The organism is Lentzea sp. NPDC004789 (genome assembly GCF_053601075.1).
The window spans coordinates 87,301-106,318 of record NZ_JBSGBE010000021.1 but is presented as its reverse complement, the minus strand read 5'-3'; the positions used below and the strand labels follow the sequence as shown (position 1 = coordinate 106,318).

The following is a 19,018-nucleotide window of genomic DNA, read 5'->3' as shown; positions in this document are numbered from 1 at the left end:
CCGCCCACGGCCCTGCGTCCCGCCGCCCGCGAGCCCTTCGGCCCTGCCCGCGCGGGCCTGCCCCGATCACGCTGAGGACAGGACGTACCAGGCGACGAGCACGCCGCCGGAATTCGTCGCGAGATGCACGAGGGCGGGGGCGAGCACGCCGCGGCCGGTGTGCCGCCACCACAGCAGCACCACACCGGCGATCGCGGCGGCCACCACGGCAACCGACGAGACGAGGACCAGCGACGCATCGCCGAACACCGCGCTCACCGCGGCGTTGTGCGTCAACGCGAGTGAGGGAAGCACGTGCCACAGCCCGAAGAGCGCCGACGCCCCGAGCACCGGTCCCCAGCGCCAGCGGTCGCCACCGCCGAGCAGCGCGGGCAGCACGCCGCGGAACGCGATCTCCTCCAGCAGCACGGTGCCCAGCGGGATGCGGATCAGCACCACCCACAGCACGGAACTCAGCGCGAGGCCGGGCATCCGGCCGTCGTGGAAGAACGACCTGAGCGCCGGTACCACCAGAGCGATGCCGAACCCGAGCGCCACCACGGCGAGGCCCGCCAGGCCGAAGAGGCCCGCCCGTCGCAGGTGCGCGCGGTCCAGCCCGATCGCGGCGGCACGAAGCCCGGACCAGCGCGCGAGCCCGACCAGGCAGGCCGCGGTGACGAGGCCGCACAGCGGATAGGCCCATCCGGGCAGGACGCGGTTGGCGAGGGTGGTGGCCAGGACGAGCAGCAGGACTGCGGCGGTCAGCGCCGCGACGCGACGACTCATGATGAGTCCAGTATGCGCCCGCGCGACGAGTACCTGGACTGGCTGCGGGCGACCAGCCTCGTGGTGGTCGTGGTGTGGCACTGGGCTTTCACGATTCTGCGCTGGACACCGGCCGGTCCGGTGCCGACGAGCCCGCTCGGTTTCCTGTCCGGCGTGTGGATTCTCACGTGGCTGCTTCAGGTGCTGCCGATGTTCTTCTACGTCGGCGGCTGCGTGCACAGCGGTTCGTGGGCCCGCGACCGCGACCAGGGCGTCGGCCACTACGTGTGGCGTCACGTCCGCCATCTGCTCGTTCCAGCGCTGCTGCTCGTGCTCACCTGGGTGGTCCTCGGAGCGGTGTCCTGGGCGATCTTCGGGCTTTCCTGGATCCACGACGTGGTGCTGCTGGTCGTGAGCCCGCTGTGGTTCCTCGGGATCTACGTCGTGCTCATCGCACTCGTGCCGGTGAGCTCCTGGCTGCACCGCCGGTTCGACGTGCTCGTGCCCGTCTGGCTCGGCGGGATCGCCATGGCCGTCGACGTGCTGCGGTTCCGCTACGGCCTGCCGTCGATCGGCTGGGTGAACATGCTCGTCGTGTGGTAACTCGCCCATCAGGCCGGCTTCTTCCACCACCGGCTGACCCGGCGCACGGGATGGGCTCTGCTCCTCTGCGGGCTGTTCGGCCTCGTCGGCCTGGTGTTCTCCGGGCTCTACCCGGGATCGATGGTCGGTGTGCCCGGCGACCGGCTGTCCAACGTCGGACCGCCCACGTTCGTGATCGTGGCGTTGCTCGTGTTCCAGATCGGCTTCGCGGTGGTCACCCGCCCACTGGTCGAACGCGTTCTCGCCGGCACGGCAGCACGGCGGGCGGTCGCGGTGGTGAACTCGATCGCGCTGCCGCTGTTCCTGTTCCACAGCACGGGGATGGCACTGGCCAGGGTGTCCGGGTTCCTCCTGCTCGGCGGGCAGATCTCCGACGACCGCGCCCCCGACCTGATCTGGTGGCTGCAGCGTCCGCTGGCGGTCCTGGTGCCACTGCTGTTCACCCTGCCCGTGATCGTCCTCTTCGGACTACGGAGGCGCACGTGAGCTCACGGACCATCCCCACCTGGCGCAAGCTCGCCTGGGCCGCCTGGCGTCCACCGTCAGATCCCCAGTTCTACGGTGAGCTGGACCTCGACGCGACCGCGTTGCTCGCCTACCTCGACCACGTCCGCGAGGTCAGCGGTACGCGCGTCACGATCACACACCTCGTCGGGCGTGCGGTGGCCCACGGACTCGTGCAGGTGCCTGAGCTGCGGGTGCGGGTGGCGTTCGGGCGGGAGTACGAGCGTGAGACCACCGACGTCTTCTTCATCACCTCGGTGGAGAACGGCAAGGAGCTCAGCGGCGTCAAGATCACCGACGTCGAGCACAAGTCCGTCGTGGAGGTCGCCGACGAGCTCACCCCGAAGGCACGCCGCGATCGCCGCGGGCACCGATCCCGAGTTCGGCAGGAGCAAGGCGTTGCTGGGACGGCTGCCGATCTGGCTGTTGCGCCCGGTGATGAGGTGCGGAGCGGTGAGGTGGTGGCCCGCCCCGTGCTCGGTGTCACGGCGACCTTCGACCACCGGTACGTCGACGGCTCGCAGGCGGTGCGGTTCGCGGCGGCAGCGCGGGAGTACTGCGCCGAGCCGCGCGCATTCGAACCGGTGCGACCGTCAGCTCTGCACGGTCGCCGACGGTTCCGCTGCGCCGGCGAACGCCACCGGCACCGCGGTCGTGAGAACGACATCGCCGTTCGCCGCGGACTCCTCCTGGAACAGGATCCAGCCGTTGCCACCGTTCGGCGACGTGAAGGTGATCTGCCCGGAGAAGGGGCGCAACGCGTCACCGCCACCGGTGACGAACCCGCGGCCGATCTCGGCCCTGGTCTTGTCGGTGAGCACCCGCACGGTGACGTTGCCCTCGAACACGTGCGCCCGGCCGGTGACGGACACCGGCGAGCGAACCACGTCACCGCTCTTGGGCGTATCGACCTGGATGACGTCCGCACGGGTGCTCGTCACGGCCCACCGGTCACTCAACCGCTGCAGCGACACGACCGTCGGCAGAGTCGTGACCGGTCTGGTGTCGTCGTTCGGGCTCGCCGGGTAGCAGACGAGCTCGGCCAGTCCGTTGCCCGTGCGGTGGAACGGCCCGCCGAAGACCACCCGCATCCCGGCGTACTGGATCAGGAAGAGCCTCGCCGCGGCCACCGCCTCGGCCTCGTCGCCCAGCCCCGGCGGGGTCAGCTGCAGCCACTGGTAGAACGATGCGACGTCGCCGTCGAACGAGTACACGGTGGACTTCACCGTCAGGAACTGCCGCAGGGTGGTGTCGAGCTCGGCGAGCAGTGCCGCGCTGCCGAAGCTGGAGCTCGCGTTCGGGATGACGTTGCGGAAGTCGTGGAAGTCCACGTGCGCGACGCCGTCCGCCACCCGCACGCTCTTCAGGGAGTGCGCAGTTCCCGGCACGAACATCGACCAGTAGCCGTCTGCCCGTTCCGCCGCGGTCGGACCCGGCAGCAGCTCGTTCAACGCCGCTGTCGCGACCGCGGCCGTCTTCGGCACCGAACGCGGTACCGCGACGACCTTGCCCGGATCACCCGGCGTGCCTCGGTGGAAGTACACGAGCAGGTTCGTGGTCCCGGCACTCGAGGAGGCCGGTGCGGAGGTCGGGGTCGTGGAGGTCGGCGCCGCCGGTTCCGTTCTGCTTCCCCGCAGGGTGATCAGCACGGCGACGAGCCCCAGGACGACCGCGGTGGCGGCCACTCCGGCGATGACGATCTTCGTTCGCCTGGTCATGTCAGGCCGCCGCGAACGAGCGCAGAACCTGGGCACCGGAGGCGGTGAGCACTGCCGGTGCCGGTGTGCCGAACGCCGCCTCACGAGCAGGGCGGAACAGCCCACCGGTGAACAGCTCGACCGTGGCGGTGAAGTCACACCACAGGCCGTCGACGCTCAGGCTGGGGGTGCGTCCGCACACCAGCTCGCCACGTCCGTCCGCGATCGCCTGCAGCATGGCCCGGTGCCTTGCCGTGTAGCCGTTGGTGGTCATTTCCGCTCCCCTTCCTCCGCGTTTCCGGCGACTGAGGTGAGCCTGCTCTCAGTCACTTCCCAGGGCGCAGAACCCAAGGTGGGCAGCAGTCAGGGACCATTGCCGCGAACACGGCGGACCTCCGTCTCTGCTCCGGCGTGGACCCCGCTCGCGACGCTGGACCCATGAACACCGGACTGCCTTCGGTTCCACTCGGGCGGCTGCGCGGGATCGCGATCGGCGCGCACTGGTCGACGCTCGTGGCGGTGATGGTGATCGCCCAGGTGGTCGCGATGTCCGTGCTCCCGCAGGCGGCACCGGGCCACGCGGGGGTCGTCTACTGGACCGCCGGTGTGCTCTCCGCGCTGGCGTTCATGCTGTCGCTGCTGGCCCACGAGCTCGCACACGCCCTGGTCGCGCAACGGTTCGGTGTCGGGGTCGACCGCATCGACCTGTGGTTGCTCGGCGGCGTGTCGCGCCTGTCGTCCGCGCCGCGCAGCCCGCGAGCCGAGTTCATGATCGCCGTGGCCGGTCCGGCGGCGAGCGTGGTCGTCGCGATTCTCGCGGGTGCGGCCGGCATCGCGCTCGGCACGTGGGGCGCCCCCGCGCTCATCGCCTCTCCCCTGCTGTGGCTGGCGGTCACCAATGGCGTGCTGGCCGTGTTCAACTTGGTCCCCGCCGCACCGCTGGACGGCGGCCGGGTGCTCGCGGCAGCGGTGTGGTGGCGCACGGGCGACGAGCATCGCGGTACCAGGTCCGCAGCCGTCGCGGGCCGGGTGTTCGGTCTGGTTCTGGTGGCGTTCGGGCTGATGCAGGTGTTCGCCGGCGCGTTGTCCGGACTGTGGCTGGTGCTGCTCGGTGCCTATCTGACGGTCAGCAGCGCGGCGGAACAGTCCGCGGACGAGATGACACACCGGCTCGGCGGCGTGCGCGTGCGGGACGTCATGACGCCGGATCCGCCCGTCGCGCCGGGGTGGTGGACCGTGCGGACGTTCTTGGACGGCCTCGTCTCCGGCCCGCACCGGCTGGTGTTCCCGGTGGTGTCGTTCGAAGGTGTCGTCGTGGGCGTCATCGGCCTCGCGGAGCTCGCCCGTGTGCCGGACCCGCTCAACACCCGGATCGGCGACGTGTGCCGCGCACCGTCCGGGACGACGGTCGCGTCTCCCGACGAGCAGTTGCTCGACGTGCTTGGCCGAGCGCAGCTCAGGCAGGGGCGGGAGGTCGTGCTCGTCCTGCGCGACCAGCATCTCGTGGGTGTCGTCGGTTCCGAGGACGTGGCGTGGGCGCTCGAACTGTCGCGCAGCGTGCCGATCGACCGGCGCGAGGTGACATCGTGAGGTTCGGCGATCGCACTCAGGCAGGACGCCTCCTGGCGGCACGCCTCGGCCATCTGCGTGACCAGAACGCCGTTGTTCTGGCCGTACCGCGTGGTGGCAGTCGAGGTGGCGGACGCGCTCGGCGCACCGCTGGACGTCGTCCTGGTCCGCGAGCTCGGACTGCCGTTCCAGCCGGAGGTCGCCGCGGGCGCCATCGGCGAGGGCGGGGTGCGCGTGTTCGACCGTCGCGTGCAGCGGCTGTCCGGCGTGACCAAGTCGGAGCTCGTGACCGTCGAGCACGAGCAACGCCGGGAGCTCCTGCGCAGACTGCGCCGCTACCGGCTCTCGTCGCAGACCCGGCTCAAGGGGCGCACGGCGATCGTGGTCGACGACGGTGTGCCCACCGGACGTGATCAGTCTGCTGCGCCAAGACGCCAACGAGGTCGTGGCGGTCACGACACCACCGGAGCTCGACGCGGTCGGCCGGCATTACGACGACTTCCGGCAGGTCAGCGACGCCGAGGTCATCCGCGCGCTCACGCCGCCCGCCACGAGCTTCCCTCCCCTCGGCCGCGGCGCGCGGCAGCGCTCGATCGAGGTGCCGGTCGGCCGCGTGCGGCTGGAGGGTGACCTGGCGGTGCCGGAGCATCCCATCGCGAGCGTGGTCTTCGCCCAAGCCGGTGTCAGCGCCGGACACAGCTCACGCACCCGCCACCTCGCGGCCGAGCTGAACCGTGCCGGGGTGGCGACGGTGCTGGCAGGGCTGCTCACCCACGACGAGGAGCTCGACCGCGCGGCCGTGTCCGACGTCAACCTGCTCGGCCACCGGCTGACCGCCGTCACGAGATGGGCTCGTGGCGAAGCGAACCACCGGCTGCTGCCGGTCGGCTGCTTCGGGACGGGCAACGGTGCCGCGGCCACGCTCGGGGCCGCCGCCGATCCGCGCAGCGACCTGTGCGCCGTGGTGAGCCTGAGCGGACGGCTGGACCTCGCCGAGCCGTGGCTCGGCGAGGTGCGCCCACCGACGTTGCTCGTAGCCGGCAGCGCCGACGAGCAGGGCATCGCACTGCACGAGCGCCTCGTTCCACGGCTGCGGTGCGAGCACCGGCTCGTCGTGGTGCGCGGCGCAACCGAGCGGTTCGAGGAGCCGGACGCGCTGGACACCGTCGCCCGGCCGGCGCGCAACTGGTTCACCGGCCACCTCGAGTCGTCCGCACGGCCCAGCGCGTGATCGCCGCGCTCCCGCTCGCCATCTGTGGGTTGCCCGATCGTCACCGAAGGGTCCGGAGGGGATTTTCATCGGGGTTCTCGGCTGCACAGGCCGAGTCCGCCGCACGAGTCTGCACAGATCGTCGGCCACCTCGCCCTCACGCGGCAGTGGCCGACGGCCCCGCACACATGACCGAAGGTCACTGCCCTGCGGCCACGCGCAGGGAGATCGTGGTGGTGGAAGGGAGACGAACAATGTCCATCGAACAGAAGTCCGAGACCCGCCTGCGCGGCGACGCACTCGTCGAGAAGGCCAAGCAGCTCATCCACGAGGGCAACGTCCGGCGCCTGATCATCAAGAACGACAAGGGGCACACCGTGATGGAGGTCCCGGTCACCGCCGGTGTGGTGGCCGCGATCGCCGCACCGGTCGTGACGGCCGTCGGTGCCATCGCCGCGCTCGCGAGCGACTGGACCATCGAGGTCGAACGCCAGGGAGAGCAGCTGTGAAACCCGTGCGGCTGTGGGTCGGGCTGGTGCTGCTCGCACTGGGCGCGTTCGGCATCCTCGACGCGCTCGGCGTGCTCGACTCCGGGCCGGTCATCGCGGACTGGTGGCCCCTGGCGGTGGTCGTGCTCGGCCTTGTCGCCATGGTCGCCGAACGGCGGGTGTCGCTCGGCCCGGTCGTGATCGTCGTGCTCGGCCTCGTGCTGCTCGCCGGCACGCTCGACTGGACGACCGGGGACCTCCTGCTGCCCACGGTGCTCGCCGGGGTGGGTGTCGCAGTGCTCATCGGCCTGCGCCGGCACCACGGATCCCGCACTCCCATCGCGATGTTCGGTGGTGCCAGCACGAAAGAGCGGTCGAAGCACCTGCGGCACGCCGACGTCTCAGCCATCTTCGGAGGCGCGACGCTCGACCTCCGAGAGACGCACATCGACACAGACGCGGACGTCGACGCGTTCGCGCTCTTCGGCGGAGTCGACGTACTCGTGCCGGAAGGCTGGCGTGTCTCGGTCGGCGGGCTACCGTTCATGGGCGGCATCGACGACAAGACGAGCAACGACGGGCGCGAGCTTCCCGATGACGCACCTGTGCTGACCGTGAACGGCACCGCGCTGTTCGGTGCCGTCGTGGTGGCGAACCAGCCGAAGGAGTGACCATGGCGGTGACCGCACGTCAGAAGCAGGCGCTGCACGCGCTGACGGTGCGAGGAATGCTGTCAGCAGAGCAGGAACAGGCCGTGATCGCGGCTCTCGAGGACACCGGCGTGCCGCCGCGGTTCGGCGACCGCCTCGCGGAGGTCGCCGCGTACCTCGGCGGCGGCCTGGTGCTCGGCGGCGCCGTTCTGGTGCTCGGGGTGTCCTGGGAGGACCTCACCCGGCTCGCCAGGGGCGGCGTGCTCGGTGCCACCACCGCGAGCCTCGTGGTCGCCGCCTTCGTGGTGGCGGGCGGGATTCCCGCGGTGCGGTCCGTTGCGCACCGTCGACGTCGTGTGGTCAGCACGTTGTTCTCGCTCGCTGCCGTGACCGCGGCATTCACCGCGGGCACGGCGGCGAGCTCACACCAGGTCGTGGTGGGTACCACGACGGGTCTGCTCGTGGCGGTCGCGGCCTACGCCGTAGTCACCACGGCGCTGGGTTACCTGGTCCTGGCGGCGGGAGCGATCCTCACGGTCATCGCGTGGATCACCGAACTGGCGCCCGACAGCGCGCTCTCCAGCGGCGCCGCGCTGTTCGCGCTCGGGTTGGCAGGGCTTTTCCTGTCCCTTGTGGACGTCCTGAGGCCGATCCAGCTCGCGCTCGCCGTCGGTGCCGCCACGGCGCTGTTCGGTGCGCAGCAACCATTGGGAGGCGATGCCCCGATCGCCTACGCACTCACCGCGTGCCTCGCGTTCGTCTGCTTCGTCATCTACTTCGGCGTGCGTTCAACGGTTCTGCTCGTCGCGGGTGTGATCGCGACAACCATCGTGGTTCCAGAGCTGGTGTGGGACCTCACCGATGGCGCTGTGGGCGGTGGTGTGCTGCTGCTCGTCGCCGGCGCGGTGCTGCTCGCGACGAGCATCGGCGGCAGGTGGATGCGTCGCACACGGTGAGATTCGGCCGCTTGGGCAGGTACCGGCACGGCAACGGACTTCTGGCACGAGCAACTCTCGAAGATCAGTGGTGCCCGCTCTCCTCACGGCCGCGGGCCTTCGTCACGCTCCGCAGTGATGATGTCGTGTTCGGTCTCGACGGAAACGACACGGCCTGCCTGGGAAACGACTGGGCCGACGGCGAAGCAGTCGTCGACACCCTCAACGGGAAAGCTGGTGACGACACGCTTCTGGGCGACGACGGCCCAGACCCGTCCGGACTGGACGTCCGCGACGGCGGTGCCGGCCCGGCCGACCGCTGCGACTCGCGGTTCGGGTCGCTGTCCAACCGCGAGATCATCTTCTGAGGGCACGTCTCAGGCCGGGGACGCGCACGGCTGCACCACGACGAAACGTACCCCCGGCACGGATGCCGCGAGGTCTCTCGCGACCAGCTCCTCGCCGTGGTTGTGGAAGACACCCAGAACCGTGGCTGCACCACCCAGCACCACGACATCCCACGGGCGAGCACCGAGGTTGTCGCACAACGAACTCGCGATCGCCTCGTCTTGCGGTGTGAGCGCGCGCAGCAGGTCCTCTCGGCTCACCACACCGACCACCACGCCGTCGCAGACCACCGGCAGTGAACGGTAGTGGTGGCCGCACAGCTGCCCGGCCACCTCCCCCACCGGTATGTCGGCGTCCACGGCCACCGCGCACGGGTTCATCGCTCCGCACCCGTTGTGCGGTACGCCGCGCCCGCAGCTGTTCACGCAACAGGTCTTCTCCGGACACCACACCGGCCAGCTCGCCGTTGTCGCCGATCACCGGCAGAGCGGCGAATCCGTGCTCCGCCACGAGGGCCGCGGCCTCCTCCGCCGTCGTCCGCGGCGACACCGTCAGCGCCGGCGCGGACATCACGTCGAACGCCCGCACCCGAACCACCTCCCGCGGCCAAGCTGTTCACAGACGCTACGGCGTCGGTCCCGTTGGGACCGCAGACGTTCCGTCGCGCCGGGATCGACCGGCGTTCAGCGCAGCCACCAGCATCAAGGCCAGCCCCAGCAACACCATCACGCCGCCACCGACGATCAGCCCGATCGAGACCGGCCGGAGTGCGGGCACCTCGGCCTGCGCCGCGAGACGGGTGTCAACCACCCGTGAGCGGTCGGCGTTCAGCACCACCGCCGTCCAGTTGCCCTGCTCGGCCCGCCAGGTCACCTGGCCGGTGCCGGAGGCCGCCCAGAAGTTCTGTGCGGCGGGATCGGCGGGCGCACCGCCACCGCGGTGCAGGTAGGTCACCCGCGACTGAACCATGCTCACCTCGTCATGCTCCACAGCGGACAGATAACGCGTGACGTCGTCCGTCCTGGCGATCCCGATGAAGACATCGTCGTCCGCCTTCACCCGCACCTCGCCGAGCCAGCTGTCCGCGAGGCCCCAGTCCGCGTCCGTCCAGCGCAGTTCCACCGTGCCGAACTCCAGTGCGTAGCCCGTGCCGTGAAACGACTCCGAACCGGTGCTGAGGAACCCGGCCGCGTCGCGTTGCGTCGAGTCGGCCCAGAGCCCGAACCCGCCGGTGCCGCCGATCGCACCACCGGTGATCAGGAGCAGCGCCCCGATCACCACCGAGACCACGCGCCCCGGTGTCCAGCCGCGGTGCTCGGGGGCGGGCGTCGGCGCCTGGTCGATCGTCGTCGTGCCCGGTTCGTCGCCGCCGGTGTCGAACCGGAACGGCGGGTAGGCGTCGGTCATCAGCCCGGCGTAGGCGGCCACGCGCAGCGCCCAGCGGTCCATGCCGAGCACGAAGTCGAACAGGCTCTTCGGATACCGGCCGGTGAAGAGCAGCGCCACCCCGGCGAAGAAGACCAGCAGACCGATCAGGCCGCCGCCCGAGTTGCGGATCGTCTCGCCTGCCTGGTAGGTGATGTACGTACTGCCACCGACGAAGAACCCCACGATCAGGTAGTGCGGGATCGCGAGCAGCCACCACTTCACCAGCACCAGACCTCGGGACAGGTGTTCCGGGTAGGCGATGTCGAGCGTCGCCGGGTAGTCCGGCTCGGCGCCCAGGCTGAACGGCGGATAGCGGTCCGTCGCCAGCGCGCCGTAGGTGTAGTAGGCGACGCGCCACGACCAGCGCAGCACGCCGACGTTGAAGTCGAACAACACGCGCGGATAGCGGCCGGTGAACAGGATCGCGAAGAAGGCCACCACGCTGAACACCACGAACCCCAGCCACAGGAACGCGAGCACCAGGTAGTGCGGAATCGCCAGGAACCACTTCACCAGCCACAACCATCGGCTCAGGCCTGGGTCGAGCCGTGCGTGCACCTGCACCGGATAGCCGGTGGCCGCCGCAGTCATCGTTGCCTCCCTGCTTCTTGTCGCTCGCCGTGTGCCCGCGGATCGGCACCGGTGGCCTTGACCACGACCACGGGACAGCTCGCGTGGCGCACGCAATAGGCGCTGACCGAACCCAGGAGCAGCTCGGCCGCGGCGCTGTGTCCTCGGTTGCCCACGACGAGCATCCGCGCGTCCCGGGACATCTCGACGAGCAGCCTCTTCACGTCACCTTCGATGAGAACCCGCCGCAGGTCCACGTCGTCGACGTCCGCCGTCGCCGCGCCGAGCACGGACCTGTTCTCCGCCTCGATGCCGGCCGGGTCCAGCCCGGATTCAGCCGCTCCAGGAGCCATCATCACGCCGTAGTCCATGTGCCACACCGAGACGGCGTCGATCGGGCAGTCGAGCCGGCGCGCTTCGTCAACGGCCCAGCGAAATGCCGCCGCGCCGGCCGCGGACCCGTCCACGCCGACCACGATCGGATGAAGTTCTTTGTCGCTCATGTACTTCAGCGTCTCGGGGAGCGTGCTCACCGGTCAGTGGCCCGGGGCCTGCCCTGCTCGGGACCTTCGTCCCTCAGGAGGCGACCCGCGCCGCCCGCACGCCGGGCACCGTGCGCACCAGGGCCTCGACCACCCGGCGCTCGGCCATGTCCGCGAACGGTCCGGACACCCTGACCTCACCGTCGGCCACCGACACCGTCCATCGTGGACTGCCGCTGTAGGACCGCAACGCCGCGTCCACCCGCGCCGCGAGCACGGCGTCCTCCGGGGTGAGGATCCGCAGCAGGTCGCTGCGGCTCACCACTCCGACGAGCCGCTGCCCCTCCGTCACGATCGGCAGGCATCTCAGCCGTTGCGACAGCATGGTCGTGGTCAGTTCCGCCGGTGTCGCCGACATCGGCGCACTGATCACGGACTTGCGCATCACCCGCGCCACCGGCCCGTTCCCGGTCTCCGGGGTCATGCCGGCCAGCAACAGGTCGGCACCGGACACGATCCCCACCAGCCTGCCCTCGTCGTCCACCACGGGCAGGGCCGAGAACCCGTGATCACCCAGCAGCGCACTCGCCGCGCGGACCGTCGTGGCCGGGTTGACCACGACCGCCGGGCTGGTCATCACATCTGCAGCGTTCATACCGCTGAGCCTCGATCGTCGGCGTCGGCTCGGGCAGTGCGGTTGGCCATCACGTGGTGGTGACGTAGGTCCCGGCCGTCACTTCGCCGGGCGGACGATCGCCAGCGGACAAGGAGCGTGGTGCACGAGCGCCTGGCTCGTCGAGCCGATCAGCATGCCCGCGAACCCACCGTGCCCGTGACTGCCGACGACCAGCAACTGCGCCTCTGCCGCGTACCGCATCAACGCCCGCGCCGGCCGATCGCGCAGCACCACGCGACGCACCTCGACATCCGGGTACTTCTCCTGCCAGCCGGCGAGCCTCTGCGCGAGCAGCCTCCGTTCGTCCTCCTCGACCTGCGCCCAGTCGACGGCGATGCGCGACACGTTGTACGCGGTGTCGACGGTGAAGTCCTGCGAGGTCATGACCGCGACCAGCGCCACACCGCGGGTGGAGGCCTCGTCGAACGCGAACGCCAGCGCCGCCTCGCTCGTCGGCGAACCGTCCACGCCGACGACGACCGCACCGTGCGGCGTCTCCGTCCCGCGCACCACGACCACCGGGCTGTGCGCGTGTGCTACCAGTGCCACCGCCGTGGACCCGACGATCAATCCCGTGACGGTGCCGAGTCCCCGTGAGCCGACGACCACGAGCCGCGCCTTCGTCGATTCCTCGACGAGCAGGCCCGCCGCGCCACAGCACAGGATGTCGGTCGTGATCTCCACGTCCGGCGCCGTCGCACGGGCAGCGGCGGCCGCCTCGGTAAGCCAGCCCCGGACCTGCTCCTCGATGGCGTGCCGCACCTCGTCCCCGGTGACCAGGAGCTCCGGATAGTCGCTGGCGGGCAGCATGAAGCCGTGCACCAGGCGCAGCGGCACGTGATGCCGGGCGCACTCGGCCGCCGCCCAGCTGACCGCGGCCAGCGCGGAAGCGGAGCCGTCGACGCCCACCACGATCGGCGCGGAAGGGGATTTCACGCTGTCACCACTGGAAGTTCCTCGCATGTGATACACGATTCGCCCGGCGAGGTGACCTCGGCAGAGCGAACCTGCTCACCCCGTCCGGGCCCTTGGACCCTGCGTCAGCGGGCGAGACGCTGCCGTGCGGCCGCGAGGTAGGTCGCCGCCGGCATCCCCGCGAACAACTGCAGCTCCTGCGGCACAACGGTGTCCTCGTCCAGGAAACGCAGTGCGGGTTCCGCCGTGCGGTAGCGGAACAACGCGCCGAACGCCCGCTCCAGCTGGGCCGGTTCGCGGGTCACGACGTCGAGCAGCACGCCGTCGAACAGCCGGAACCTCGCCGGTGTACGCGGCAGGTCGAACGGGTGACCGTGCCGCTGCATGGAGTCGGCGATCGCCGCGCTGTCCCGCTGGACGCGCTGATAGGCGAAGCCCGTCGAGGCCTTCAGCAGACCGCCGCGTGCTCCGATCGTCAGCACGTGGCCGTGCTCTCGCAAAGTCTGCGCGGCACGCAACGGCAGAACCGCGTGTTCCTCCCGCTCGATCTCGTAGTGGCAGGCACCCGCGACCTCCTTCAGATACTCCGCGATCGCCCCTCGCTGGGCAGTCTCGGCTGATGGCGTTCCCGGAGCGGCGAACGACGTGTGTTCGACCAACGCGTGATGAGCGTCCTCGGGCAGCACGTAGACGAAACTCGCCCCGTGCACCTGGGAGGTGCGGAAGTCGAACAATGTCGGGATCTCCGGGTCGAACACCGGCCGTTCGCTCGCCACCCGCCAGCCGCGGAACACGAGCTCGCCATCCGGTGACGGCTCGTCCGGCGGCCCGATCACGCTGTCGAACACCCACCTCGCACGCAGGAACTGCCCGTCCACGGTCAGCCCACCGTCGGTGAGGCCATCGACGTGCCCTCGCTGGTACGTGAAGTGCCGCAAGGGATCGGTGTATCTGCGGACCACGGCGGCGAGGTCCACACCCCGCACGACGCGATAGCGATACCGGCCGAGCCGCAGGACGGTCGTGCGGCCGTTCACGTGCACCCGGATCTTGTCGAACCACCGGCTGGCCGCCGCGTCGAGCAGACCGGGCCTGGAACTCCACGACGCCCAGGTCATGGCCTCCAGCGGACGACTGCCGTCATCGATCACGACCACCGGGTGCCGGTGGTCCGCGACAGCGAGGTGCGCCGCGAGACTCAGCCCGCTCATCCCTCCGCCGACGATCACGATGCGCGTCATCCCACCACTCTCAGCGCCGATCCCTCGCGCGGAAACGGCATTGCGCCCAAAAAGGTGAGGACCATCGTCCCTGCACGGCAACCGGCAACTCGACGACCCGGCTCCAGGCCGGCTGCGTCCAACGATCTGGCCATGACCCGGGACCTTCGACGCTCGTACAACAGGTCCGCGGCCCCTGCGCGCCGGCGACCACGACGACAAGCATGAAATCGGGATGCACCCAGACGCACCAGAGAAAGGCGCAACTTCGATGACGGCGACAGCGCAACGCGCGACCGACACCGCCTGGCGCGGATTCCGGCACGGGCCGTGGTGCGACGAGATCGACGTGCGTGGCTTTATCCAGGCCAACTACTCCCCGTACCAGGGCGATGCCGAGTTCCTGACCGGCCCGACCCCGCGCACGTCCGCGCTGTGGCAGCAACTGACCGCGATGTTCGTCGAGGAACGCGCCCGCGGCATCTACGACGTCGACGCGCGTACTCCGTCGTCGATCACCGCGCACGCACCCGGCTATATCGACCGCGACCACGAGATCATCGTCGGGTTGCAGACCGACGAACCGCTCAAGCGCGCGATCATGCCCCAGGGCGGTCTGCGCATCGTCGAAGCTGGCCTCAGCACCTACGGCTACGAGCTCGACTCTCAGGTGCGGGAGATCTTCACCCGATACCGCAAGACGCACAACGACGGCGTCTTCGACGCTTACACCGCCGAGATCCGGCGAGCCCGCAAGGCAGGCGTCATCACCGGACTGCCGGACGCCTACGGCCGCGGCCGGATCATCGGCGACTACCGCCGTGTCCCGCTCTACGGCACCGATCGGTTGATCGCGGCGAAACTGGCGGAACGCGAAGCACTCGACGAGTTCTGGTCCACAGAGGACGTCATCAGGGATCGAGAGGAACTCGCCGAGCAGCTTCGCGCGCTCGAGGAACTGCGGCGGATGGCGGCCTCCTACGGTTACGACATCTCCGGACCCGCCACCTCCGCCCGCGAGGCGGTGCAGTGGCTGTACTTCGCCTACCTCGCCGCGGTGAAGGAGCAGAACGGCGCCGCCATGTCGCTGGGCCGCACCTCGACGTTCCTCGACGTCTACCTCCAGCGCGACCTCGACGAGGGCAGACTGACCGAACTCCAGGCCCAGGAACTCGTCGACGACCTCGTGATCAAGCTGCGGATCGTCAGGTTCCTCCGCACGCCGGAGTACGACCAGCTGTTCTCCGGCGATCCGACCTGGGTCACCGAGTCCATCGGCGGCATGGGCTCCGACGGCCGCCCGCTCGTGACCCGGACGAGCTTCCGGTTCCTGCAGACCCTCCACAACCTCGGCCCCGCGCCCGAGCCCAACCTGACCGTGCTGTGGTCGCCGCGGCTGCCCGAGGGCTTCAAGCGGTTCTGCGCGAAGGTCTCCGTCGACACCAGCTCCATCCAGTACGAGAACGACGAGCTGATCCGGCCGCGTTTCGACGACGACACCGCTATCGCCTGCTGTGTCTCGGCCATGCGCGTCGGCAAGCAGATGCAGCTGTTCGGAGCCCGCGTCAACCTCGCCAAAGCCCTGCTCTACGCCATCAACGGCGGCCGCGACGAGATGTCCGGTGCTCAGGTGGCACCGGCCTACCCCCCGATCACGTCCGAGTACCTCGACCCGCGCGAGGTGCGCGCCGCGTTCGACCGGATGACCGACTGGCTGGCCGAAACCTACGTCGAGGCGCTCAACATCATCCACTACATGCACGACAAGTACGCCTACGAACGCATCGAGATGGCGCTGCACGATCACCCGGTCCAGCGACTGCTCGGCTGCGGCATCGCCGGCCTCTCGGTGGTCGCGGACAGCCTGTCCGCCATCGAGCACGCCCGCGTCCGGGTGATCCGCGACGAGACCGGCCTCGCCGTCGACTACGCCGTCGAAGGCGACTTCCCCAAGTACGGCAACAACGACGACCGCGCCGACGCCATCGCGGTGGAACTCGTCGAGACCTTCATGAAGAAGGTCCGGCAGCACCCCGCACACCGCCGCGCCGTGCACACCCAGTCCGTGCTCACGATCACCTCGAACGTCGTCTACGGCAAGCACACCGGCAACACCCCGGACGGCCGCCGAGCCGGCGAACCGTTCGCCCCCGGCGCCAACCCGATGAACGGCCGCGACCAGCACGGCCTCGTCGCCGCCGCCCTCTCCGTCGCCAAACTCCCCTACGACCAGGCACAGGACGGCATCTCGCTCACCGCCAGCATCACGCCCACCGGCCTCGGCCACACCCCGGACGAACAGGTCACCAACCTCGTCGGCGTCCTGGACGCCTACACCGACGCGGGCGGGTTTCACCTCAACGCCAACGTCCTCAACCGCGAAACCCTCCTCGACGCCATGGCACACCCGGAGAACCACCCGCAGCTCACGATCCGGGTGTCGGGCTACGCGGTGAACTTCATCCGCCTCACGCCCGAACAACAGCGCGACGTCATCAATCGCACCTTCCACGAGTCGCTGTGAGCACCACCGGCTCCGTCCACTCCTGGGACATCGCCACCGCGGTCGACGGACCGGGCACCCGCTTCGTGCTCTTCCTGAGCGGGTGCCCGCTGCGCTGCCTGTACTGCCAGAACCCCGACACCTGGCACATGCGCGACGGCCACCGCATGACCGTCGACGAGGTGGCGGCGGAGATGACGAAGTACGTCCGGTTCATCGAAGTCGCCGGCGGCGGCATGACCATCAGCGGCGGCGAACCCCTCCTCCAGCCCGCCTTCACGGCCGCGGTCTTCCACCGCGCCAAGGAACTCGGCCTGCACACCGCCCTCGACACCTCGGGCTTCCTCGGCTCCCACGCGTCGGACCCGCTGCTCGCGGACACCGATCTCGTCCTGCTCGACATCAAGTCCTGGGACCCGACGACCTACCGGCACGTCACCGGCGGCGAGATCACACCCACGCTCGAGTTCGCACACCGCTTGTCAGGGCTGGGCAAGCCGATGTGGATCCGGTTCGTTCTCGTCCCCGGCCACACCGACGCCGTGGACAACGTCGAGGGCATCGCGTCCTTCGTCAGCACCCTCGACTCGGTCGAGCGCGTGGAGGTCCTCCCGTTCCACAAGCTCGGCGCGCCGAAGTACGCCGAACTCGGCATCCCGTTCCCGCTGCAAGACGTACCCCCACCGAACACAGCGCTGATCCAGCGGGTCCGCAACCAGTTCTCCGACTGCGGCGTGCCGGTGCACTGACTCCGACGACAAAGGAGATCCGTTGATCGACCGGACAAGTCCCGACGACGTGATGTCGCTGGACTCAGGCATGCAGGTCGGCGCAGTGATCGTGCTGGAACGGGATCCGGGCGAGCTCGAATCCCTGCTCGCAGAACGCATCCGCACCGTTCCGCGGCTGCGGCGACGGCTGATCAGGACACCGTTCGGCTGCGGCCGTCCCGTCTGGGTCGACGACGCCGACTTCGACCTCACCGAGCACATACACCGGGTGGCCTGCCCTGCTCCCGGCGACGAGACAACGTTGCTGGACATCGCCTCCACCCTCGTGACTCGTCCGCTGCCCCTCTCGTCACCGCTCTGGTCCGCGACGCTGGTCACCGGGCTGGAGTCGAACAGGGCGGCGCTGATCCTGGTGTTCCACCACGTGTTGTCCGACGGCATCGGCGGCCTCGCCGTGCTGGCCAACCTGGTCGACGGCGCACCTCACACCGAGACCGCGCCATTTCCCGTTCCCCCGCCAACCCGCCGCGAACTGGCCAAGGATGCCTGGCTGAGGTTGCCTGGGCACGTCTCGTTTCCCAGGCTGCAGTGGCCATCACTCGGTACCCGCTGCTCCCTGAACCAACCGACCGGCCCACGGCGGCAGCAGACCATGGCACGAACCAGCATGTCCCGATTGCACACCGCCGCACACCGCTGCGAAGGCACGGTCAACGACGCCTTCCTCACCGCCGTCATGGGTGCACTGGGCACGGTGCTGGCCAGACGCGGTGACCACGTCGAGGAGCTGATCGTCTCGATCCCCGTGTCGACGCGCCGCTCGACCACGGCCGCACACCTCGGCAACAGCACCGGCGTCCTGCCCGTCACGCTGCCGACCGGCGGCGATCACTGGTCACGACTGACCCGAATCGCCACCATCACCAAGTCGCACAAGAGATCGGCCACCTCGGCCGCACCCATCTTCCGCACGTTGAAGCTGCTCGGCGCCGCGGACTGGTTCATGAACCACCAGCGCATGGTGCACACCTTCGCGACCAACGTCCACGGCCCCGATCAACCCCTGCGCCTGGGCAGCGTGGCGGTCGTCGGCCTCATCCCGTTGTCCGCCACCACCGGCAACGTCACCGTGGCCTTCGCAGCCCTGTCCTACGCCGACACGTTCACCGTGACGATGGTCGCCGATCCCGATCATGTACCAGACCTGCTCGAGTTCACGACGGCGCTGCAAGCCGAGCTCGACCTGCTCAGGTGACGGTCACCCCGCCGCCGCGGTGCCGGCGACGACGCGGGTGCTGCCGCTCGAACCGGCTGAGGCCGCACCGGCTCGGCGAGCAGGCGCCCGCCGCGAGGGCCCCTGTCACAACGTGACCTTGTGTCCTGGAAGGACTGCTCCACACGACGGAGAGTGTGGGCGTTCACCTGGCCCCACAGGAGGCACCCGATGCAGCAGACCGGCGCGGTCCGGACCCCAGTCGCCATCGCACGGTACTTCGACGAGGTGGTCGACCGGCTCGCCCGCGAGGGAATCGACGTCGCCCATATCGTCCTGGATCTCACCCCCGCCCGGCCGATGCGCGGCCAGCTGGTCATCGATCGCGGTCGTGTGCTGCGCTGGGGTGAGGACCTCGGCTGGAGCAACGGCCTCAGAACCACCAGCCCGTCCGCACACACCCGCGAAGTCGCCGGACTGCTGGAGAACCTGTGAGGTTGCGCCTGTGGGGCACCGGCGAAGCCCAGCAGGT

The 19,018-nt window shown here is 69.7% G+C and carries 22 protein-coding genes and 1 pseudogene; 12 read left to right on the top strand and 11 right to left on the bottom strand.

Annotated elements, in window-relative coordinates; genetic code table 11:
- Positions 1-66: 66 nt before the first annotated feature.
- Positions 67-765, bottom strand: coding sequence for a CPBP family glutamic-type intramembrane protease (locus tag ACWEIJ_RS36700; protein ID WP_449841853.1), 699 nt, complete (start codon positions 763-765; stop codon positions 67-69).
- A 12-nt stretch (positions 766-777) separates the two neighbouring features.
- Between ACWEIJ_RS36700 and ACWEIJ_RS36695 the strand changes: the two genes are divergently transcribed.
- Positions 778-1,347, top strand: coding sequence for an acyltransferase family protein (locus ACWEIJ_RS36695; protein ID WP_449841852.1), 570 nt, complete (start codon positions 778-780; stop codon positions 1,345-1,347).
- 93 nt (positions 1,348-1,440) lie between these two features.
- Positions 1,441-1,833: a hypothetical protein gene (locus tag ACWEIJ_RS36690; RefSeq protein ID WP_449841851.1), complete on the top strand. Its 393-nt coding sequence runs from the start codon at positions 1,441-1,443 to the stop codon at positions 1,831-1,833.
- Between the two features lie 56 nt (positions 1,834-1,889).
- Here the strand turns inward: ACWEIJ_RS36690 and ACWEIJ_RS36685 are convergent, their stop codons facing one another.
- The 3 genes from ACWEIJ_RS36685 to ACWEIJ_RS36675 form a co-directional block, all read right to left on the bottom strand.
- Entirely contained in the window at positions 1,890-2,354 is a 465-nt protein-coding gene (locus ACWEIJ_RS36685; protein WP_449841850.1) for a hypothetical protein, read from the bottom strand.
- A 90-nt stretch (positions 2,355-2,444) separates the two neighbouring features.
- Positions 2,445-3,569 carry a Gmad2 immunoglobulin-like domain-containing protein gene (locus ACWEIJ_RS36680; RefSeq protein WP_449841849.1) on the bottom strand — a complete coding sequence of 375 codons (1,125 nt, stop codon included), beginning with the start codon at positions 3,567-3,569 and terminating at the stop codon, positions 2,445-2,447.
- A 1-nt stretch (position 3,570) separates the two neighbouring features.
- On the bottom strand, positions 3,571-3,822 hold the full coding sequence (locus ACWEIJ_RS36675) for a hypothetical protein (protein ID WP_449841848.1): 252 nt from the start codon (positions 3,820-3,822) through the stop codon (positions 3,571-3,573).
- 164 nt (positions 3,823-3,986) lie between these two features.
- On the opposite strand from ACWEIJ_RS36675, the gene ACWEIJ_RS36670 reads away from it, so the two are divergent.
- From ACWEIJ_RS36670 to ACWEIJ_RS36645, 6 genes are all read left to right on the top strand, one after another.
- Complete coding sequence (locus tag ACWEIJ_RS36670) at positions 3,987-5,138, top strand: site-2 protease family protein (protein ID WP_449841847.1); 1,152 nt, start codon at positions 3,987-3,989, stop codon at positions 5,136-5,138.
- A 388-nt stretch (positions 5,139-5,526) separates the two neighbouring features.
- Positions 5,527-6,348: a hypothetical protein gene (locus ACWEIJ_RS36665; RefSeq protein ID WP_449841846.1), complete on the top strand. Its 822-nt coding sequence runs from the start codon at positions 5,527-5,529 to the stop codon at positions 6,346-6,348.
- 233 nt (positions 6,349-6,581) lie between these two features.
- Positions 6,582-6,836, top strand: coding sequence for a DUF4342 domain-containing protein (locus ACWEIJ_RS36660; protein WP_449841845.1), 255 nt, complete (start codon positions 6,582-6,584; stop codon positions 6,834-6,836).
- Positions 6,833-7,486: a LiaF transmembrane domain-containing protein gene (locus tag ACWEIJ_RS36655; protein WP_449841844.1), complete on the top strand. Its 654-nt coding sequence runs from the start codon at positions 6,833-6,835 to the stop codon at positions 7,484-7,486. The genes ACWEIJ_RS36660 and ACWEIJ_RS36655 overlap by 4 nt, the downstream gene beginning before the upstream one ends.
- A gap of 2 nt (positions 7,487-7,488) precedes the next feature.
- Positions 7,489-8,421, top strand: coding sequence for a DUF2157 domain-containing protein (locus ACWEIJ_RS36650; RefSeq protein WP_449841843.1), 933 nt, complete (start codon positions 7,489-7,491; stop codon positions 8,419-8,421).
- A gap of 125 nt (positions 8,422-8,546) precedes the next feature.
- Complete coding sequence (locus ACWEIJ_RS36645) at positions 8,547-8,768, top strand: hypothetical protein (RefSeq protein WP_449841842.1); 222 nt, start codon at positions 8,547-8,549, stop codon at positions 8,766-8,768.
- A 9-nt stretch (positions 8,769-8,777) separates the two neighbouring features.
- Here ACWEIJ_RS36645 and ACWEIJ_RS36640 read toward each other — a convergent pair whose 3' ends face one another.
- From ACWEIJ_RS36640 to ACWEIJ_RS36610, 7 genes and pseudogenes are all read right to left on the bottom strand, one after another.
- A complete protein-coding gene (locus tag ACWEIJ_RS36640) occupies positions 8,778-9,128 on the bottom strand; it encodes a CBS domain-containing protein (protein ID WP_449841841.1) in 351 nt (116 codons plus the stop codon).
- 49 nt (positions 9,129-9,177) lie between these two features.
- Positions 9,178-9,318 (bottom strand): annotated as a pseudogene (locus ACWEIJ_RS36635) (CBS domain-containing protein); the annotation flags it as partial.
- 54 nt (positions 9,319-9,372) lie between these two features.
- A complete protein-coding gene (locus tag ACWEIJ_RS36630; protein ID WP_449841840.1) occupies positions 9,373-10,767 on the bottom strand; it encodes a DUF4389 domain-containing protein in 1,395 nt (464 codons plus the stop codon).
- The gene (locus ACWEIJ_RS36625; protein WP_449841839.1) at positions 10,764-11,249 is read right to left on the bottom strand and encodes a universal stress protein; all 486 of its coding nucleotides are present in this window, start codon (positions 11,247-11,249) and stop codon (positions 10,764-10,766) included. Before ACWEIJ_RS36625 ends, ACWEIJ_RS36630 begins: the two co-directional genes overlap by 4 nt.
- Positions 11,250-11,322: 73 nt before the next feature.
- Complete coding sequence (locus tag ACWEIJ_RS36620) at positions 11,323-11,883, bottom strand: CBS domain-containing protein (protein WP_449841838.1); 561 nt, start codon at positions 11,881-11,883, stop codon at positions 11,323-11,325.
- 78 nt (positions 11,884-11,961) lie between these two features.
- Positions 11,962-12,840, bottom strand: a complete 879-nt coding sequence (locus ACWEIJ_RS36615) for a universal stress protein (protein WP_449841837.1) — start codon at positions 12,838-12,840, stop codon at positions 11,962-11,964.
- Positions 12,841-12,944: 104 nt separating this feature from the next.
- Positions 12,945-14,060, bottom strand: a complete 1,116-nt coding sequence (locus ACWEIJ_RS36610; RefSeq protein WP_449841836.1) for a lycopene cyclase family protein — start codon at positions 14,058-14,060, stop codon at positions 12,945-12,947.
- A 250-nt stretch (positions 14,061-14,310) separates the two neighbouring features.
- Here ACWEIJ_RS36610 and pflB point away from each other — a divergent pair, with 250 nt between their 5' ends.
- From pflB to ACWEIJ_RS36590, 4 genes are all read left to right on the top strand, one after another.
- Positions 14,311-16,563 carry a formate C-acetyltransferase gene (gene pflB, locus ACWEIJ_RS36605; RefSeq protein ID WP_449841835.1) on the top strand — a complete coding sequence of 751 codons (2,253 nt, stop codon included), beginning with the start codon at positions 14,311-14,313 and terminating at the stop codon, positions 16,561-16,563.
- Positions 16,560-17,291, top strand: coding sequence for a pyruvate formate-lyase-activating protein (gene pflA, locus ACWEIJ_RS36600; RefSeq protein ID WP_449841834.1), 732 nt, complete (start codon positions 16,560-16,562; stop codon positions 17,289-17,291). The genes pflB and pflA overlap by 4 nt, the downstream gene beginning before the upstream one ends.
- 22 nt (positions 17,292-17,313) lie before the next feature.
- The gene (locus ACWEIJ_RS36595) at positions 17,314-18,528 is read left to right on the top strand and encodes a wax ester/triacylglycerol synthase domain-containing protein (protein ID WP_449841833.1); all 1,215 of its coding nucleotides are present in this window, start codon (positions 17,314-17,316) and stop codon (positions 18,526-18,528) included.
- Positions 18,529-18,717: 189 nt separating this feature from the next.
- On the top strand, positions 18,718-18,981 hold the full coding sequence (locus ACWEIJ_RS36590) for a hypothetical protein (protein ID WP_449841832.1): 264 nt from the start codon (positions 18,718-18,720) through the stop codon (positions 18,979-18,981).
- The last annotated feature ends 37 nt before the right edge of the window (positions 18,982-19,018 follow it).

What these genes read in the sequence shown, in the direction of transcription:
- ACWEIJ_RS36700 (WP_449841853.1), bottom strand. Translation starts at nt 765, where the DNA reads ATGAGTCGTCGCGTCGCGGCGCTGACCGCCGCAGTCCTGCTGCTCGTC.
- ACWEIJ_RS36695 (WP_449841852.1), top strand. Translation starts at nt 778, where the DNA reads ATGCGCCCGCGCGACGAGTACCTGGACTGGCTGCGGGCGACCAGCCTC.
- ACWEIJ_RS36680 (WP_449841849.1), bottom strand. Translation starts at nt 3,569, where the DNA reads ATGACCAGGCGAACGAAGATCGTCATCGCCGGAGTGGCCGCCACCGCG.
- ACWEIJ_RS36675 (WP_449841848.1), bottom strand. Translation starts at nt 3,822, where the DNA reads ATGACCACCAACGGCTACACGGCAAGGCACCGGGCCATGCTGCAGGCG.
- ACWEIJ_RS36670 (WP_449841847.1), top strand. Translation starts at nt 3,987, where the DNA reads ATGAACACCGGACTGCCTTCGGTTCCACTCGGGCGGCTGCGCGGGATC.
- ACWEIJ_RS36660 (WP_449841845.1), top strand. Translation starts at nt 6,582, where the DNA reads ATGTCCATCGAACAGAAGTCCGAGACCCGCCTGCGCGGCGACGCACTC.
- ACWEIJ_RS36650 (WP_449841843.1), top strand. Translation starts at nt 7,489, where the DNA reads ATGGCGGTGACCGCACGTCAGAAGCAGGCGCTGCACGCGCTGACGGTG.
- ACWEIJ_RS36640 (WP_449841841.1), bottom strand. Translation starts at nt 9,128, where the DNA reads ATGAACCCGTGCGCGGTGGCCGTGGACGCCGACATACCGGTGGGGGAG.
- ACWEIJ_RS36630 (WP_449841840.1), bottom strand. Translation starts at nt 10,767, where the DNA reads ATGACTGCGGCGGCCACCGGCTATCCGGTGCAGGTGCACGCACGGCTC.
- ACWEIJ_RS36625 (WP_449841839.1), bottom strand. Translation starts at nt 11,249, where the DNA reads ATGAGCGACAAAGAACTTCATCCGATCGTGGTCGGCGTGGACGGGTCC.
- ACWEIJ_RS36620 (WP_449841838.1), bottom strand. Translation starts at nt 11,883, where the DNA reads ATGAACGCTGCAGATGTGATGACCAGCCCGGCGGTCGTGGTCAACCCG.
- ACWEIJ_RS36610 (WP_449841836.1), bottom strand. Translation starts at nt 14,060, where the DNA reads ATGACGCGCATCGTGATCGTCGGCGGAGGGATGAGCGGGCTGAGTCTC.
- pflB (WP_449841835.1), top strand. Translation starts at nt 14,311, where the DNA reads ATGACGGCGACAGCGCAACGCGCGACCGACACCGCCTGGCGCGGATTC.
- ACWEIJ_RS36590 (WP_449841832.1), top strand. Translation starts at nt 18,718, where the DNA reads ATGCAGCAGACCGGCGCGGTCCGGACCCCAGTCGCCATCGCACGGTAC.